General features: G+C 72.6%; 14 protein-coding genes. 6 read left to right on the top strand and 8 right to left on the bottom strand.

Annotated features, from left to right (window positions below; all coding sequences use genetic code 11):
* Positions 1–97 precede the first annotated feature (97 nt).
* Positions 98–646 carry an acyl-CoA thioesterase gene (locus ABZ457_RS23185; protein WP_359160237.1) on the top strand — a complete coding sequence of 183 codons (549 nt, stop codon included), beginning with the start codon at positions 98–100 and terminating at the stop codon, positions 644–646.
* Between the two features lie 185 nt (positions 647–831).
* Here the strand turns inward: ABZ457_RS23185 and ABZ457_RS23180 are convergent, their stop codons facing one another.
* On the bottom strand, positions 832–2,178 hold the full coding sequence (locus ABZ457_RS23180; protein WP_359160304.1) for an LCP family protein: 1,347 nt from the start codon (positions 2,176–2,178) through the stop codon (positions 832–834).
* Positions 2,179–2,523: 345 nt separating this feature from the next.
* Here ABZ457_RS23180 and ABZ457_RS23175 point away from each other — a divergent pair, with 345 nt between their 5' ends.
* Positions 2,524–3,552: a glycosyltransferase family 2 protein gene (locus ABZ457_RS23175; protein WP_359160234.1), complete on the top strand. Its 1,029-nt coding sequence runs from the start codon at positions 2,524–2,526 to the stop codon at positions 3,550–3,552.
* Between the two features lie 127 nt (positions 3,553–3,679).
* Here ABZ457_RS23175 and ABZ457_RS23170 read toward each other — a convergent pair whose 3' ends face one another.
* From ABZ457_RS23170 to ABZ457_RS23155, 4 genes are all read right to left on the bottom strand, one after another.
* Positions 3,680–5,377: an LCP family protein gene (locus ABZ457_RS23170; protein WP_359160231.1), complete on the bottom strand. Its 1,698-nt coding sequence runs from the start codon at positions 5,375–5,377 to the stop codon at positions 3,680–3,682.
* Positions 5,378–5,581: 204 nt separating this feature from the next.
* Positions 5,582–7,366 (bottom strand): LCP family protein, encoded by a 1,785-nt coding sequence (locus ABZ457_RS23165; protein ID WP_359160228.1) that lies wholly within the window; start codon positions 7,364–7,366, stop codon positions 5,582–5,584.
* A 222-nt stretch (positions 7,367–7,588) separates the two neighbouring features.
* Positions 7,589–8,833, bottom strand: coding sequence for an LCP family protein (locus tag ABZ457_RS23160; protein WP_359160225.1), 1,245 nt, complete (start codon positions 8,831–8,833; stop codon positions 7,589–7,591).
* Between the two features lie 236 nt (positions 8,834–9,069).
* Positions 9,070–9,822: a TIGR03089 family protein gene (locus tag ABZ457_RS23155; protein WP_359160222.1), complete on the bottom strand. Its 753-nt coding sequence runs from the start codon at positions 9,820–9,822 to the stop codon at positions 9,070–9,072.
* 128 nt (positions 9,823–9,950) lie between these two features.
* On the opposite strand from ABZ457_RS23155, the gene ABZ457_RS23150 reads away from it, so the two are divergent.
* From ABZ457_RS23150 to ABZ457_RS23140, 3 genes are all read left to right on the top strand, one after another.
* Positions 9,951–11,243, top strand: a complete 1,293-nt coding sequence (locus ABZ457_RS23150) for a peptidoglycan recognition protein (protein ID WP_359160220.1) — start codon at positions 9,951–9,953, stop codon at positions 11,241–11,243.
* A 135-nt stretch (positions 11,244–11,378) separates the two neighbouring features.
* Positions 11,379–12,470: an NDP-sugar synthase gene (locus ABZ457_RS23145; RefSeq protein WP_359160217.1), complete on the top strand. Its 1,092-nt coding sequence runs from the start codon at positions 11,379–11,381 to the stop codon at positions 12,468–12,470.
* Between the two features lie 9 nt (positions 12,471–12,479).
* On the top strand, positions 12,480–13,511 hold the full coding sequence (locus tag ABZ457_RS23140) for a DNA-3-methyladenine glycosylase 2 family protein (RefSeq protein ID WP_359160214.1): 1,032 nt from the start codon (positions 12,480–12,482) through the stop codon (positions 13,509–13,511).
* Positions 13,512–13,562: 51 nt separating this feature from the next.
* Here ABZ457_RS23140 and ABZ457_RS23135 read toward each other — a convergent pair whose 3' ends face one another.
* From ABZ457_RS23135 to ABZ457_RS23125, 3 genes are all read right to left on the bottom strand, one after another.
* Positions 13,563–14,942, bottom strand: a complete 1,380-nt coding sequence (locus ABZ457_RS23135) for a coenzyme F420-0:L-glutamate ligase (protein ID WP_359160301.1) — start codon at positions 14,940–14,942, stop codon at positions 13,563–13,565.
* Between the two features lie 41 nt (positions 14,943–14,983).
* Positions 14,984–15,940 carry a 2-phospho-L-lactate transferase gene (gene cofD / locus ABZ457_RS23130; protein WP_359160211.1) on the bottom strand — a complete coding sequence of 319 codons (957 nt, stop codon included), beginning with the start codon at positions 15,938–15,940 and terminating at the stop codon, positions 14,984–14,986.
* 149 nt (positions 15,941–16,089) lie between these two features.
* Positions 16,090–16,614, bottom strand: a complete 525-nt coding sequence (locus ABZ457_RS23125; RefSeq protein ID WP_359160208.1) for a cysteine dioxygenase — start codon at positions 16,612–16,614, stop codon at positions 16,090–16,092.
* A gap of 743 nt (positions 16,615–17,357) precedes the next feature.
* Between ABZ457_RS23125 and ABZ457_RS23120 the strand changes: the two genes are divergently transcribed.
* On the top strand, positions 17,358–17,621 hold the full coding sequence (locus ABZ457_RS23120) for a WhiB family transcriptional regulator (RefSeq protein WP_018846780.1): 264 nt from the start codon (positions 17,358–17,360) through the stop codon (positions 17,619–17,621).
* Positions 17,622–17,720: the final 99 nt, after the last annotated feature.

Raw genomic sequence — 17,720 nt, 5'->3', positions numbered from 1 at the left:
GTCCCGTTGTCCCGGAACGGGGGTCCCGCGCCGGGTGGGACGAAGGTCCCGGACGGCCCGGACGGCGGTGGTCGCGGACCGGCATAAGGTGGAGGGCATGACAGATCAGGCCCCCCGCCCGGAGAGCGAGATTCCGGGCAAGCCGACCTCGGCGTCCCGCACCACCCTCAGCCACATCATGACCGGCAGCGACACCAACCTCCTGGGCACGGTGCACGGTGGCGTGATCATGAAACTGGTCGACGACGCGGCGGGCGCCGTGGCGGGCCGCCACTCCGGCGGGCCGGCGGTCACGGCCTCCATGGACGAGATGGTGTTCCTGGAGCCGGTCAGGGTCGGTGACCTGGTGCATGTGAAGGCGCAGGTCAACTGGACGGGCCGGTCCTCGATGGAGGTCGGCGTCCGCGTCATGGCGGAGCGCTGGAACGAGTCGACGCCGGCGACGCAGGTGGGCTCCGCGTACCTGGTCTTCGCGGCGGTCGACGCGGACGGGAAGCCGCGGGTGGTGCCGCCGGTGGTACCGGAGACGGAGCGGGACCGCCGCCGCTACCAGGAGGCGCAGATCCGGCGCACGCACCGGCTGGCACGCCGCCGCGCGATCAAGGAACTCCGCGAGAAGCGCGCGGCCGAGGGCATCGACGACTGAGGCGGACGGAGCCTGTGGGTGCGGCCCACACGTGGGCGGCCCACATGGAGCGGGCGCACATAGGTCCGCCCGCACGTGGACGCGGCGCCCATGTCCCCGGCCCACATGGGGCGGCCCCATATAGACGGGGCCCACACAGACCGGGCCCACACAGGCCGGCCCCACATGTGCCCGGTCCACACGGGCTACGGGCACACCACCTGGTCGCCCGTCACCGCGCCGAAGTCGCCCGGCTTGCGGTCCTCCGCGCGGACCGGGGTGACGCCCTTGTAGTCCGCGCCCGCCATCACCTTCATCGTCGGGCCCTGCCCCTTCGCCGGGCGCAGTTCGCAGCCGCCCAGCGCCGTCTGGAGCGACTTCGCCGACCGGTCCCAGCGAGGGTCGTACGTCACATAGGTCTTGGCCAGCGGGGCGCCCGCGGTGCCCGGCGCGTTCAGCGGGGAGCGGGTGGTCGCGAAGCCCGTCGCGTCGAGGGCCTTGTCGACCCGGTCCCCGAGCCCCGGCGTCGCCGTGCCGTTGTAGACCTGCACCCGGATCCGGTCCGGCGGGACGTCCACCAGGGTCGCCCTGGGCTGCTTCGGGCGCTGCGGCGCGAGCGGCTTGTCGTCCCGCACCAGCTGGAACAGCTTCTTCGCCTTCGCCGTGTCCCATTTCACGGTGGAGCCGATGCCCTTGACCGGGTGGCTCACCTCACCGACCGGCACCGAGGTGAACTCCGAGGAGGCAGGGGAGAAGCCCTTCATCGCCCGGCCGAGGGCGAGCATCTGCTCGGGGCCGAAGTTCTTGTCCGCCCGCACCGAGTCGAGCATCGTCGAGACCACCGAGCGGAACTTCACCGGGTTCAGCAGCACACCGTTGCTGGTCGCCTGGTGGATGAGCGCGGCCATGAAGCGCTGCTGCCGCTGCATCCGCCCCAGGTCGGCGGCTCCGTCGATATGGCGGGAGCGCACATACTGGAGGGCCTGCCCGCCGTTGAGCTTATGGGTGCCCACCGCCAGGTCGAGACCCGTGTAGGAGTCCTTCATGGGGCGTGCCGTGCAGATCTCCACACCGCCGACCGTGTCCACGGTCCGCATGAAGCTGGTGAAGTCGACCTCCAGATAGTGGTCGATCTTCACGCCCGTCATGTGCTCCACGGTCCGCACGGTCAGGGAGGGCCCGCCCTCGGTGAACGCGGCGTTCAGCTTCACCGGGTGGCGCTTGTGCTGCTTGCCGGAGGTGGCGTCGACATGGTCGGGGATCTCCGCGTAGCTGTCCCGCGGCAGGCTCACCACGCTGGCGCGCTCCCGGTCCTGGGAGATGTGCACGAGCATGATCGTGTCGGTGCAGCGGCAGCCGGCGCCGCCCAGGCGGTACTTCTTCTTCTCCTCGGCGGTGATCCGGTCCCGGCCGTCCGTCCCCACCAGCAGGATGTTCATACCGTGGCCGCCGTCCGGCCGGTTCTTCATGTCCCGGAACGGGTCCACCCGCTCGATCCCGCTCTCCAGGCTGGTCACCACCGCGTGCCCGATGCCGCCGACGCCCAGCACCAGGACCGAGAGGGAGGTGACGACCCGCGCACCCCAGCGCGGCCGCCCCGTGCGCCCGGCGGGCCGGGGCCGCCCGCCCTGACCAGCGGGTCTTCTGGTGGCCCCGCCCTGCCCGTTGGGCCTGCCCTTGCCGGCGGCCCCGCCCTGCCCGCCGGCCCCGGCCGGGCCGGGCGCCGGACGCCGGCGGGGCGGCTGCGGCGCACGAGGGTCCGGGCGGCGGGGGCGGGGCGGTGGGGGCACGGGACACCTCCGCGGACGACAGGGGATCCTCAGCACCGTAGGCGTCCGCGCTCCCCGGCCCCGGCCGCCGCGCCAGGCGGTCCCCCGTTCGCGGTAACGTGGCGGGCGATGAACGCCACGCCCCCTGTCTCCGTGATCATGCCGGTCCTCAACGAGGAGCGGCATCTGCGCAACTCGGTCCGTCACATCCTCCAGCAGGAGTACGACGGCGAGACGGAGGTGGTGATCGCGCTCGGGCCGTCCACGGACCGCACCGACGAGATCGCCGCCGAACTGGTGCGCGAGGACCCCCGCGTCCACACCGTGCCGAACCCCACCGGACGCACCCCGGCCGCGCTGAACGCCGCGATCGCCGCGTCCCGGCACCCGATCGTCGTCCGCGTCGACGGGCACGGCATGCTCTCGCCGAACTACATCGCCACTGCGGTCCGCCTCCTGGAGGAGACCGGGGCGCAGAACGTCGGCGGCATCATGCACGCCGAGGGCGAGAACGCCTGGGAGGAGGCGGTCGCCGCCGCGATGACCTCCCGGATCGGCGTCGGCAACGCGGCCTTCCACACCGGCGGCGCGGCGGGCCCGGCGGAGACGGTGTACCTGGGCGTGTTCCGGCGGGAGGCGCTGGAGCGGCAGGGCGGCTACAACACCGAGTTCATCCGCGCCCAGGACTGGGAGCTGAACTTCCGGATCCGCGAGGCCGGGGGGCTCATCTGGTTCTCGCCGGAGCTGAAGGTCCAGTACCGGCCGCGCCCCTCGGTGCGCGCGCTGGCCAAGCAGTACAAGGACTACGGCCGCTGGCGCCATGTGGTCGCCCGCTACCACCCGGGCTCGATCAACCTGCGCTATCTCGCCCCGCCGGTCGCCGTGTGCGCCATCGCGGCCGGGCTGGTCGCGGGCGCGGCGCTCACCCCGTGGGCGCTGGTGGTCCCCGGCGGCTACCTCGCGGCGATCACGGCGGGCTCGGTGCCCGCGGGCCGCGGTCTGTCCCTGAAGGCCCGGCTCCGTATCCCGGTCGCCCTGGCCACGATGCACATGTCCTGGGGCTACGGCTTCCTGACCAGCCCGCGGTCCCTGGCGAAGAAGGTCATCGCGAGCCGCCGCCCCGCCGTGACGCGCACCACCGAGACCGAGACGGCCTGACGGCCCGGGACGGCCGCTCCCGGACGACACGGGCAGGCCCCGGCAGGAGACACGTCCCCGGACAACACGACACGGCCCCGGCCGTCCCCTCGAAGGGGCGGCCGGGGCCGTGTCGTACGAGGACGCCTCAGAAGCGGTAGGGCGCGTAGATGTCCATGCACGCCTTGTCGTTGTCGCCCATGACCGTCTCCGTGTTCTTCGGCGGTCCGGCCGACTCGGGCTTCGGGAAGGTGTCGCCGGTGCGCCAGTCCGCGCCCACGATCAGGGTCACGCCGGACACCTCCGTCGACTTGCGCACCGCGCTCGTCGGGATGCCCAGTGCCTTCGCCGCCGCGTGGGCGTCGCCTTCGAGGTCGGCGCTCGGGAAGAGGACCTGGGTGCGCCGGGCGGTCTCGGGCGTCGCGTCCGCCCGTGCGCCCGTGAAGCCCTTCCCGGCCAGCAGTCCGGTGACCGCGGCGGCCCGGCGGGGTGCGGGCGGGCCGTTCACGCCGGTGCCGTTGCGGACCATGATCCCGATGTCGGACGGCTCCGCGGCCGCGTCCTTCGGCTCCGGCTTGGGCTCGGAGGTCGGCTCCTTCCCGTCCACGGGGACGTCCTCGCGGAGCATCTCCCACAGCCGGTCCGCCTCGTCGGGGGCGGGCAGGACATGGGCGTTCGGGTTGGCCGGGTCGGGGATGCGCGGCATGGTGAGCATCGCGATCCGGTCCGTCGGCACGTCCTTGAGGGTCATCCCGAGCTCGAACAGCTTCTTGACGGTGCCGACCTCCTCGGAGACCTGGAGGGACTCGGTGGCGGTCTCGGCCAGGTCCATCAGCTGCCCGGTGTCGGTGAAGGCGTTCTGCTCCTTCAGCTTCCGGATCACCGAGTTCATGTACATGTGCTGGGCCTTGGAGCGGCCGAAGTCGCTCTCGAAGGCGTGCCGGGTGCGCAGCCACTGGAGGGCCTGCTCGCCCTGGACCGGCCAGGTCCCCTTCTCCAGCCGCAGCCCGGAGCCGCCGGGGACGCCGGGCTTGGGACCGTCGTAGACGTTGTCCCTGACGCACACCTCCGCGCCGCCGATCGCGTCCGCCATGGACACCACGCCCGCGAAGTCGACCATCATCCAGTGGTCGATGTAGACGCCGGTCAGCTCCTGCCAGGTGGCCAGGGTGCAGCCGGGGCCGCCGCGGCCGAGGGTGGTGTTGATGAGGTCCCGGGTGGCGCCGAACTTCTCCCCGGACTCCGGGTCGGTGCACGGGGGGATGTCGACCTTGGTGTCGCGGGGGACGGAGACGACCGAGGCGTTCTTCCGGTCGGCGGAGACGTGCAGCAGCATCTGGACGTCCGCCAGGGGCTTGGCACCGACGCTCTGCTTCGAGCCGCCGAGCTTCAGGTTCGCCTTGGAGTTCCTGCTGTCGGAGCCGATCAGCAGGACGTTCAGCGGGGTCTGGCCGGCCGCGTTGGGGGCGCTCTTCTTCACGTCCGAGTCGGCCGAACTGCGTTCGCCCTTGCGGATGTTGTTGTTCAGGTGCTCGTAGTAGAGATAGCCCGCGCCGGCGGTGCCGAGGATCAGCACCGAGAGGCAGAGGGCGATCCACCGGCCTATGCGCCGGCGGCCGCGTTTCGCCCGGCGGCGCGGGCCGCTGCGGCGTCCGCCGCCCGGTCCCGCGCGCCGTGCGCCGCTCCCGCCGCCCTCCGGTCCGTCCTGCTCGTCGTCGGGAGCCCTACGGCTGCCCGGGACGTGCCCGGACGCGTCGCCGTACAGGCTCTCGTCCCAGCCGAGATCACTGGCCGCGCGTGGTCCGCGTCGCCGCGTCCCCTCCTCACGCACCCTGCTCTGTCCCACCCCTGGCTCCCCTGTGTGCGGGCTCTCCCCATGAGCCCGGCTGCGATGCCGCGGGGACCGCCGGTCCCCGCGGGCTGCGTTGCCACGCGGACGACGCCGTCCCCGCGGTGGTCACGCGGACGGGTCCCGTCCTCGTGGTGGTCACGTGGACAACGCCGTCCACGTGCCGGTCGCGCGGACGCCGGCGTCCCCGCGACCTCGGTGTCACTTGGCGCAGACCTGCTTGTCCGCCTGGACCTGGGAAACGTCCTTCGGCAGCTTCGCGGGCCCGCTGATGGGCACCCCCGCGCCCTGGAAGTCGGGGCCCAGTGTCAGCGTCATCGCCTCCAGCCCCTCGGCGTCCTCGGTTCCCGGCTTCAGGGCCGCGGCGGGCAGGCCCATCAGGTCGGCCAGCTTGCGGGCCTGGTCGGCCTGGTTGGGCGCGTACTCCAGCTGTGTCTTGGCGACCTCGGCCGGGGCGTTGCCCTTGTTGGTGGACTTGAGGACGCCCTCGGAGTTCTGCAGCCAGTCCAGGGTCTTCTGGGCGGAGCCCGTGGGCCCGCCGCCGTTGAAGACGTCGACCCGGACCTCGGACGCCTCGGCCCGCTCGCCCTTGAGCAGCTGGGCCTGCTTGGCCTTGGCCTCCTTCTTCTCCTGCTCGACCTCGGTGAGCGAGATGTCGTTCTTCACCATGGAGAACAGGGCGTCGGACTTGGCGGTGTCCAGGACGACCGTGGCCTTCACCTTCTCGGCCGGGTTGTCCACGACCGGCACGGTGGCGAAGGTCAGGTTCTTCATGTCGAACTTGCCCAGCTCCAGGCCGAGGTCGCGGAGCTTCATGATGTCGTTGATCTTGGAGTCGACGGTCAGCGCCTTGGTGCCGGCCTCGGCGAGCTTCACCAGCTTCGTCGGACTGGTGAGGGTGTCGTTCGACTTCAGCTTGCGCATCAGCGCGCTGAGGAACTGCTGCTGGATCTTGATGCGGTCCAGGTCGCCGCCGAAGCCCACGGTGTACCGGGTGCGCACGAAGGCGAGGGCCTCCTCGCCCTCGATGGTGTGCTCGCCGGCGGGCAGGTCCAGATGGGACTTGGGGTCCTTGATGTCCTTGGCGAGGCAGATCGGCACTCCGCCCACGGCCGAGGAGAGCGTCTTGACCGCGTTGAAGTCGGCCACCATGAAGTGGTCTATGGGGATGCCGGTCATCTCGGTGACCGTGCGCATGGTGCAGCTCGGCGTGCGGCCGGACTGGCCCAGGCTGGTGTTGAAGCGGGTGTTGCGCTCGCCCGGGATGACCTTCTGGGACCCGTCCTCCTGGGTCGTGGGGCAGTCCGGGACGTCCGTGATGAGGTCGCGCGGAATGCTCATCGCGGTCGCGTTGGTGCGGTCCTTGGAGACGTGCAGCAGCACCGTGGTGTCGGCGTGGCCCGGGCTGTCGTTGTCGCCGTAGCCCTTGTTGCCGTCACCCGTGCGCTTGTCCGTGCCGATCACCAGGATGTTGATCGCGCGGTCCTTGCTGAAGCCGCCGGTGCCCGCGCCGTCGTCGGCGATCGAGGTGATGTTCGCGTTGAGGTGCTCGTAGTAGAGGTAGCCGGCCGTGGCCGTGGCCGCCATCAGCAGGGCCAGGGTGCCGCCGGTCCACAGCAGGACCTTCTTCTTCCGCGACTTGGCCGACTTGCGCTTGCGGCGGCTGCCCGCCTGCTGCGGCACCCGGCCGCCCGCGGAGCCGCCCGCGCGCCGGCTGCGCTGCCCGGGGACCTCCGGGGCCTGGGTGTCCCGGGAGCGCCGGGCCTCGGTGCGGCTGCGGGTGGCGGTGGCCTGGGGGACGCCGTTCCGCGCGTCGTTCCGCGCCGATCTGCCGGGGCCGCTTGCGCCGGACGCGGACGCGCGGGAAGCAGTCGACTGCGTACCGGATTGGTTCAGTCGCAGTTCGTAGTTGCCCGTCTCCGGGTTCATCACCCACTGGTCGGCGGGGTCGATGTCGTCCGCCTGTCCACGGCCTTGCGCATCCACGGTTGCTTGAGTCCTCCGTCGGGTGCCACGCGGGGCGCCTCCCCCTCCAGGCGCTCGGTCCTTCGATCCAGCAGTGCGCGACACGGGGTCGGAAGCACCGGATCGCGTCACACTATCCGCCCAGTTCAGCGATGAGCGACGCCCGTGACAAATTCCTCACGCCTTGCAAGCGGGCAATTCGCGCAATACGCCTGTGCTCTCGGTTGGTGTTTGGCCATTGCTTTACCCGCACATGCCCTCCGCCGCCGTCGTGCCGGAGAAGGTCGGGTCCGGCGAGGGGGTCTTGCCGTTCGCCTCCTCCTTCTCCTTCTCGCTCTTGGGGACGACGGTGACGGGGGTGTCCTCGCGCAGCCGCTCGAACAGCTCGCTCGCGTCCGGCTCCACCAACTCGTCCCGGTTGGGGTTGAGATGGTAGGGCTGTCGGGGAACGGTCAGGAATTGCACCTTTTCCGTCGGTACGCTGCGGAGGGAGCGGGTCAGGTCGTACAGATCCCGCAGCGAGTCGAGTCCCGGGTCCGTGGTGATCGACTTGGTGGCCGCGTCCAGCACCGGGTAGAGCCGGGTCGGGTTCAGCAGGACGCCGTTGCTCTGCACCTTCTTCACCAGCGCGCCCAGGAACTGCTGCTGGCGCTCCATCCGCTCGGTGTCGCTGCCGTTGCCCAGCGACTTGCGCGCCCGGACGTAGCCGAGGGCCTCCTCGCCGTGCAGGGTCTGCCGGCCGGCGGGCAGTTCGAGGCGGGCGGCCTTGTCGTCGATCGGCTCCGGCAGGCAGACCTCGACGCCGTCCACCGCGTCCACCATGTCCTTGAACCCGCGGAAGTCGATGACCATGTGGTGGTCGATGCGGACCCCGGTGAACTTCTCCACGGTCCGGATCGCGCAGGCCGCCCCGCCGAACTGGAAGGCCCAGTTGAACTGGGCGATCTGCTCCCGGGTGCGCTTCCCGTCCGGCTTGCGGCAGCTGGGGATGGTGACCATCAGGTCCCGGGGGACGGACATGGCGGTGGCGCTCTGCCGGTCGGCGGAGATGTGCAGCAGGATCGTGGTGTCCGAACGCTGGCTGCCGGCCTCGTCCTTGCCGTACTCCTCGTTGCCCGCGCCCTCGCGGGTGTCGGAGCCCATCAGCAGGATGTTCCGCGCACCGGTCGCGACGGGGGTGGGGCGCTCCCGTTCGTAGGTCTCCAACTCGGCGGCGGCGGAGGTGTCGGTGGTGATGTTGGAGTCGAGCTTCTGGTAGAACCACCAGCCCGCGCCGGCCGCGGCGAGCACCACGACGGAGGTGCCGAGCGCGGCCCACCGCAGCCAGTAGCGCGACCGGCCGCTCTGGCCGGGCAGCTCGCCGTCGCCCTCGGGCGCCGTGGCGTCGGACGGCTTGGCGTCAGCCGCCTCGGCGTCGGACGGCTTGGCCGCGTCCCCCTCCTCCGGGGTCGCGGACCCGTCACCGGAAGTGCCGGCCTTGTCCGTCACGTGTGGATCCATCCTTCATGGCGTCGGCAGCGCGCTGGGCCGCCGATCGAAGGTCTAGACGGCCGAACCGGGCGCTTGGTTGTGCGATGAAACACTCTTGTCGCCGATCATCCACCGGAGTTCACCTCCAGGCGGGGAGGGCCGGGCCCGACGGTCCGCCATACGAGTGGACGCCGGGCTTCCGGAGTGTTGGTCGTACCGGCACACCGCGCCCGCGCCGGGGCCCGCCCCGCCCGTCAGCGGGCCGTCGCGGTCACCCGCTCGCTCTCGACGCGCTTGGCCAGCTCCTCCCCGGACAACTCGCCCGCGTTCCGGCACAGTACGACCGAACCCCCGGCCGCCAGCGGCGCGTACAGCCCGGCCGACAGCCCGTCCCAGGTGTCGTACGCCAGCTCCGACAGCAGCCGGGACCCGTCCGCCAGCCCCCGCCGCTCCGCGTCCGCCCGCGCCCGCGCGACCAGTTCGGCGCCTGTGAACCGCTCACCCCCGACGACGAGTGCGGGCTCGTCCGCGTCCACCGGGGCGAACGGGGCGAAGCGGTCGCCCTGGCTCGGCACCTCCACCGCGTAGTCGGCGTAACCCTCGGGCGGGGTGGGGAACCTGCGGCCCAGCGGAGCGAGCGACAGGGCGATCCGCTCGCCCCGGCAGGCGAGCCCCGCCTCGAACCCGCCCGGCCCGGCGACCACGTGGTCCGCCGCGGCCGGGTCCCCGCCGACGTCCGCGACCACACCCACCGACGAACAGGCCAGCAGCCACACCGCCGTCTGCCAGTGCGCGGGCAGCAGCAGCGCGACCCGCTCGCCCGGCTCCGCGGCCAGGTCCCCCTGGAGCAGATTGGCGGTCTTCGCCACCCAATTGGCGAAGGTGGCCACCGACAATTCGACGCGCTCACCGGTGGCATCGTCGTAGAAGGTGACCAAGGGGCGGGCCGGGTCCGCGGCGAGCGCGGATCGCAGCAGGTCGGCAGGGGTGCGGTCGCTGGCGTTCACGCGCGCAAGACTACGCCCGGCCCGCGCGCCGGGGCCGCCGTCCCGGTGAACCGCGTCCCCCGGTCGGCGGCCCCCCGGGCGGGCTTCCCGGCAGGCGGGGACGGCGTGGCGCTTCCAGGATCGCTGGCATGCGTGGACATCTGGCATCAACGATCACGGTGGCGTGCGCAGCGGCGCTCGCCTTTCCTCTGACCCTCACCCCGGTCGCCGCCGCGATATCCGACGACGCGTCCGGCATCCCCGGGAGCACCCGTTCCGTACCACTGGAACCGCTGACCCCCTCCGATCCCTCCGAACGCTCCGGCGCCGCCGCCTCCCTGGGCCTGCCGCGCCAGGAGACCGAGCCGTTCTCCCTCCTGGGCCTCGTCTGGGAGGACTCCTCCGCCGAACTCGACGGCACCGTCGAGGTCCGCACCCGGTCCGTCGGTACCGGTGACTGGTCCGGCTGGCAGGAGGTCGAGACCCACAACACCGACCACGCCGCCGACCCCGGCACCGCCGAGAGCGACTCCGGCAGCGTCCGCGGCTCCACCGCCCCCCTGTGGGTCGGCGCCTCGGACGGCGTCGAGGTCCGCGTCCGGGCGGCCGACGGCAGCCACGGCGAACTCCCCGAGGGCCTGCGCCTGGAACTCGTCGACCCCGGCGAGGACCCGGAGGGCGCCGGCACCGAGGCGCCGGCCCCGGGACCCGAGGGCGGGACCACCGGGCGCACCCAGAGCGGCGGATTCCGCATCCCCGAGCTCAACCGCTCCGACACCGAGGCCGAAGCGGCCGCGAGCGGCGACCTCGTCGTCGACGAGGTCACGGCCCAGGCGTACATCGGCCCCCGCCCCGCCATCGTGACCCGCACGGGCTGGGGCGCCGACGAGTCGCTGCGCGAGAAGACCTTCGCCTACACCAGCACCGTCAAGGCCGCGTTCGTGCACCACAGCGCCACGGGCAACAACTACACCTGCGCCCAGGCCCCCTCCGTTATCCGCAGTATCTACCGCTACCACACGGTGAGCAGCGGCTGGCGGGACATCGGCTACAACTTCGCCGTCGACAAGTGCGGAAACATCTACGAAGGCCGGGCCGGAGGCGTGGCCAAGCCGGTCCTCGGGGCACACACCCTCGGTTTCAACACCAACAGCACCGGAATCGCCGTACTCGGGACGTACAGTTCCACCAATCCGCCGCAGGCGGTGGTGACGGCGGCGGCCAAGCTGACCGCCTGGAAGCTCGGCCTGCACGGAGTGAACCCGATGGGCAAGGTGACCCTCACCTCGGGAGGGAGCGGCAAGTACGCCAAGGGCGTCAAGGTGTCGATGAACACCATCGCGGGCCACCGCGACGGCTTCAACACCGAGTGCCCCGGCGGCATGCTGTACGGCAAGCTCGGTTCCGTGCGCACCGCGTCGGCCTCCTACCAGGGCCGCTGAGGCGCCCGCTGCCGGGGCCGTGCGCGGGCCGTCGTCCGCCGCACCCGCCGCCCGGGGGCCGTCGCGAGGACTGCCCCTACACTGGCCGGTCCAACCAGCGACCGCGCCCGGCCCCAGCAGGAAGCAGAGACCGATTTGAACCAGGCCCCAGAAGCGATTCTCCTGGTCGGAGGCAAGGGCACCCGGCTGCGTCCGCTCACCGTCCGCACACCGAAGCCGATGGTCCCGGCGGCCGGTGTCCCGTTCCTCACCCACCAGTTGGCCCGCGCCCGGGCCGCGGGCGTCGAGCACATCGTGCTCGCCACCTCCTACCTCGCCGAGGTCTTCGAACCGTACTTCGGCGACGGCTCCGCCCTCGGGCTGCACATCGAGTACGTGACCGAGGTGGAGCCGCTGGGCACCGGCGGCGCGATACGCAACGTCGCCTCCCGTCTCCACTCGGGACCCGAGGACCCCGTCCTCGTCTTCAACGGCGACATCCTGACCGGGCTGGACATCCCGGCCCTCGTCGACACCCACCGCTCCACCGGTGCCGATGTGTCCCTCCATCTCACCCGCGTCGAGGACCCCCGCGCCTTCGGGCTGGTGCCGACGGACCCCACGGGACGTGTCACGGCCTTCCTGGAGAAGCCGCAGACCCCCGAGGAGATCGTCACCGACCAGATCAACGCCGGCGCCTATGTCTTCCGCCGCTCCGTCATCGATTCCATCCCGGCCGGCCGGCCGGTCTCCGTCGAGCGGGAGACCTTCCCCGACCTGCTCGGCTCAGGAGCCCACCTCCAGGGCATGGTCGACTCCACCTACTGGCTCGACCTCGGCACCCCGGGCGCCTTCGTCCGCGGCTCCGCCGACCTGGTGCTGGGCCGCGCCCCCTCCCCGGCCGTGCCCGGACGCTGCGGCGACCGGCTGGTCCTGCCGTCCGCGCGGGTGGCCCCGGACGCCAAGCTGACCGGCGGGACCGTGGTCGGCGAGGGCGCCGTCATCGGCGAGGGCGCCCGCGTCGACGGCAGCGCGGTCCTGGCCGGGGCCGTCGTCGAACCGGGGGCCGTCGTCTCCGGCTCGCTGATAGGAGAGGGCGCGCGGGTCGGCTCCCGGGCGGTGCTGTCCGGGGTGGTCGTCGGCGACGGCGCGGTCGTGGGCGAGGACAACGAACTCCGGGAGGGCGTGCGCGTCTGGTGCGACGCGGTCCTGCCCGCGGGCTCGGTCCGCTTCTCCTCCGACCAGTAGCCTGGCGCCATGGCAGGGCGCTTCGAACCGGGCAGCCGCCGCACCGGCACACGGAGCGGCGCCGCCCGCCTGCCCCGCCAGACCGCCGTCCGGGCCACGGTCCCGGCGACGGCCGCGGCTCCGGCCCGCACCCGGAGCTGGGTCCCGCCCTGGCCGCTCGACCTCGGTCCGGTCCTCGGCCCGCTGCGGCGCGGCCCCGCCGACCCCACCTTCCGCACCACCCCGGACGGCTCCGTGTGGCGTGCCACCCGCACCCCGGCGGGGCCGGGCACGCTGCGGGTGGCGTCGCGCGGCGGGACCGTCGAGGCCGAGGCGTGGGGCGCGGGCGCCGAGTGGCTGCTCGACCGGCTGCCCGAACTGCTCGGCGCCGCCGACGAACCGGAGGCGTTCACCGCGCACCACCGTCTCGTCGCCGCCGCCCGCCACCGCAGGCCCGGCCTGCGCCTGCTGCGGACCGGGCTGGTGCTGGAGTCCCTGATCCCGTCCGTCCTGGAGCAGAAGGTCACCACCGACGAGGCGTACCGGGCCTGGCGGCTCCTGGTGCGCGCCCACGGGGAGCCCGCGCCGGGGCCGGGGGCCGGGGCGGGCGCGCCGGAGCTGCATGTCATGCCCGAACCGCGCACCTGGGCCCTGATCCCGTCCTGGGAGTGGCACCGGGCGGGCGTCGACGACAAGCGCGCCTCGACGATCCTGCGCGCGGTGCGGGTGGCGCGCCGGCTGGAGGATGCGGTGACCATGACCCCGGCCGAGGCGATGGCCCGCCTGGAACTCGTCCCCGGCATCGGCCCGTGGACCTCCGCCGAGACGGTCCAGCGCAGCCACGGCGCCCCGGACGCGATCACGGTGGGCGACCTCCATCTGCCCCGGATCGTCGGATACGCCCTCGCGGGGGACCGGGACGCGGACGACGCGGCGATGCTGGAACTCCTCGCGCCCTACGCGGGGCAGCGCCACCGCGCGGCCCGCCTCGTCCTGCTGTCGGGGCGCACCCCGCCGCGCCGGGAGCCCAGGATGCGCCGCGTGGACATCGCCCGCTGGTAGTTCCGCCGGGCCCGTGCCCGGCGGCAGGCGTCGGCGCACCTTGTCAGCCTGTCAGCGTGTCTCGATGAAGTCGGACGCCTCCCGGGCGGGCCGCGCCTTCGGCGCCTGTGCCGGGTGCCCGACGGCGACCGCCCCCATCGGGTCCCAGTCCGCCGGCAGGTCCAGCACCTCACGCACGACCTCGCGGCAGAACATCGTGGACGAGACCCAGGCCGAGCCCAGCCGTTCCCCGGCCAGCGCGACCAGGAAGTTCTGCACGCCCGCCCCGGCCGCGACGACGAACATCTCACGCTCGGCCGCGTCCCGCCGCTCGTCCCCGTAGGTGTGGGCGCCGTCCGCGACCAGGCAGGGCACCACCAGACAGGGCGCGTTCCGCAGGACGTCGCCGCGCCGGACCCGGCGGGCGATCGACTCCTCGGACTTGCCGTCCCGGCGCAGGTCCGCGATCCAGGCGTCCCGCATCGCGTCCAGCAGCCGCACCCGCGCCTCCGCCGACTCCAGGAGGACGAACCGCCACGGAGTGGTGTGGTGCGGGGCCGGTGCGGTGACCGCCGCGGCGACCGCGCGCCGCAAGGCCCCGCCGTCCACCGGCTCCGCCGTGAACGCGCGGACCGTGCGCCGCTGGGTCACGGCCTCCCGTACGGCCTCCGAGGTGCCGAGGCGGAACATGTCCTCGGCGGCGGGCCGCACCAGGGCCCGCGCCCCGGCGCCGTCGTCGGCGTCCTCGCCGACCAGGTGACCGAGACCGCGGACCACCGCCACCGGCAGCCCCGCCGCCTTGCCCTTGACCAGGTCGCCCGCCGCCGCCAGCTCGTCCGCCGTGGCGACCACGGTGGCGCTGAGCGGGTTGCCGTGCGCGTCCGTCCCGCCGCGCAGGTCGTCCAGGACCCGCACGCCGGCCGCGCCGATCGCGACATCGGTGAGCCCGGCCCGCCAGGGGCGCCCGAAGGTGTCGGTGACGACCACGCCGACGTCCACGCCGAGTTCGTCGCGCAGCCCGCGCCGGATCGCGCGGGCCGAGGCGTCCGGGTCCTCGGGGAGCAACAGCACGGTGCCGGCGGGGGTGTTGGAGGCGTCGACCCCGGCGGCGGCCATGACGAGGCCCTGCCGGTTCTCGACGATGCGCAGCGGGCCGCGGCGGGCCACCACCCGGACGGTCTCCGCGTCGATCGCCGCCTCGCGGTCGGCGGCCTCGACGAGACGCCCCTCCGCCTTGCTGACGATCTTCGAGGTCACCAGCAGGATGTCCCCGTCCACCAGCCCGTCCACCAGCCCGTCCGCCGGTCCGGAGCCGGTGTCCGCGCCCGCGGCGCCCACCGCGACCGCGATCGCCTTGGCGATGTCGTCCCCGGCCCGGACCTCCCCGATACCGGGCAGCGCCCACACTCGCAGGCCGGGACCCTGGGAGGCCGCCACATGTGCGTCGGCCATATGTGCGCCGACCGCCGGGCTGTCGGCCGTACTCCCGCCGGTCATGCGCGGACCTCCTCGGCGAGCGCGAGGGCGGCACGCGCCATCTCCGCGGTGGCCTCCGCGGCGGTCATCATCAGCGGCACCGCGCGGCAGCGGATCCCCGCCGCCTCCACGTCCGCGACCGCCGCCTCGTCGACCGTGTCGACGAGCCAGCCGTCCAGCAGCCCCGAGCCGTAGTGCTTGGCGACCGCCGCCGCCGTCGCCTCGACGCCGACCGCCGCCAGCACCTTGTCGGCCATGCCGCGCACCGGCGCGTCCCCGACGATGGGGGAGAGGCCGACGACGGGCACCCCCGCCTCGGCGATCGCCTCGCGGATGCCGGGGACGGCGAGGATCGTGCCGACGCTGACGACCGGGTTCGACGGCGGGAAGAGGATCACGTCCGCCGCGGCGAGCGCCTCCAGCACCCCGGGCGCGGGCTTCGCCTGGTCGGCGCCGACCGGCACGATCGCCTCGGCGTCCACCGAGGCGCGCAGCCTGACCCAGTACTCCTGGAAGTGCACCACCCGGCGCTCCCCGTCGAGGGTGACGGCGACATGGGTCTCCACCCGGTCGTCCGACATGGGCAGCAGCCGTACACCGGGGTTCCACCGGGCGCACAGGGCCTCGGTGACCGCGCTGAGGGGGTAGCCGGCGCCGAGCATCTGGGTGCGGACGATGTGGGTGGCGAAGTCGCGGTCGCCGAGGCCGAACCACTCGGGACCCACGCCGTAGGCGGCGAGTTCGGACTTGACCTGGAAGGTCTCCTCCGAACGCCCCCAGCCCTGCTCCTCGTTGATGCCACCGCCGAGGGTGTACATCACGGTGTCGAGGTCGGGGCAGACCTTGAGCCCGAACAGATGGATGTCGTCACCGGTGTTGCCGATCACCGTGACGTCCGCCTCGGGTGCGGCCTGCTTGAGACCGCGAAGGAAACGGGCGCCGCCGATACCGCCGGCCAGAACCACAATGCGCATGCGCACAGTGTCGCAGGCCGGTCACTCCCGCCGGACGCCCACCGTCCACCGGCCGGTCACTCCGACCGCCCGGTCCCGGCCCGGTCCCTGCTCGGCCTCGGCCCCGTCCCGGCCCGGTCCCGCGCACCTCTCGTCACGTCGTCACGTCGTCACGCCTGCGCGAGCGGCGCGGGCTCCTCGGTGCAGCGGGCCGCCGCCTGGTGCATCGGCATCTCCGTCAGGCCCGGGTGGTAGACGTGCAGGCTCACCGCGCCCTCCAGGGAGTCGTTGGTGACCTCGTGCACATAGCCCGGCGCGAACACCCGCTGCGAGCCCGCCGTCAGCCTGCGCTCGCCGTTCCCCGTGGCACCTCCGTTCCCGGAGCGCTCGGTCAGCTCTCCGGTGAGGACGGTCAGGACGCCGGAGGAACCGCCGTGGCCGTGCAGCCCGCTGCCCTGCCCGGGGACCCAGCTCAGCAGCCAGACCTCGTAGCCCGGGCCGGTGCGCAGCCGGTGGTACCAGCGGGAGGTGGCGTCGTACTGGACCAGGTGCTCCCACTGGGAGCGGTCCGCGGCGATCTCGCGGGCGAGCCCGGCGAATCCGGCCACGGTGGAGGGGTGCTCGGCGGCGGGCTGGAGGAGGTGCTGGACGGCGAGGATGTCGCCGGCGATCTGGAGGTCGCTGTCGCTGTTCATCGTGCGGGGGGTCCTCGGCAGACGTGCTGGGGAGGTCGGCGGGTGACGCGGAACGATCGATGCGGGCCGTCGGCCGCGCGGGCGCCGGGGGGAGGTGGCGGGGGAAGCGGGGTGAAGCCGGAGCCCCGGGGGCTTCTACGGCATCAGCAGCTGGATCAACAGCTGGTGCGACAACAGCGACAGTGGGCCTGGACAGCGCTGCGGAACCCGCGGCGGCGGGTCGCGAAGGGCGCTGAGGTCACTGGCATGCCCTCAAAGGTGGCGGTTCCCCTCACCGACTGTCAACTCGTTGGCCGGTTTGGCCGCAATGTTTCATCACATCCGGTTACTGAATCCGGAGAAAGGTTTGTGCAGCCGCGACCTGGGAGACATGCGCCAGCAACCGCGCGGGCAAACGTCGTTGGGTCCTGTGATCTTCCTGTGATCCGGATCGCTTCGGTGGCTCGATTGCAACACGATCGCTGTCCGGGACGTCTCTTTCCCTGAGACGGCTCTCTCCCTGAGACGGCGTCGAAGGGTTGACCGCTGGCATGTGTCAGGTTTTTGGTGATTTGAACACTTTCCGCATAGCCTTGGTTCCGGAGAGTGAATACGGGGCTCAGTAGCAGATCGTGGCTTGACTCGCTCGGAGCCACACACTTGTAATTTCACTCGTGTCGTTCGGCCGAAAACGATCGTGGCGGTAAACCATCGCGGCGGCATCGGCAACATCACGGGGACGCACAGACAGACGAGGGGCGCAGATGACCGAGCTGTTCCAGCAACTGCTGGTCGAGGACGCGGACGAGGAACTCGGCTGGCAGGAGCGCGCGTTGTGCGCCCAGACCGATCCCGAGTCCTTCTTCCCCGAGAAGGGCGGGTCCACCAGAGAGGCCAAGAAGGTCTGCCTCGCCTGCGAGGTCCGCTCCGAATGCCTCGAGTACGCCCTCAACAACGACGAACGCTTCGGGATCTGGGGCGGCCTCTCCGAGCGGGAGCGCCGCCGCCTGAAGAAGGCGGCCGTCTGAGCCGTGCGCCCGTAGTCACCCGCAGTCAGGTGGGCGTCGCCCGACAAAGAGGGACAACTCCCCGCATACGCAACGGTCCGCCGTCCGTGCCCCGCGCAC

Source organism: Streptomyces sp. NPDC005805 (assembly GCF_040630445.1).
Classification (GTDB): Bacteria; Actinomycetota; Actinomycetes; order Streptomycetales; family Streptomycetaceae; genus Streptomyces.
This window is presented reverse-complemented; position numbering and strand designations above follow the sequence as displayed.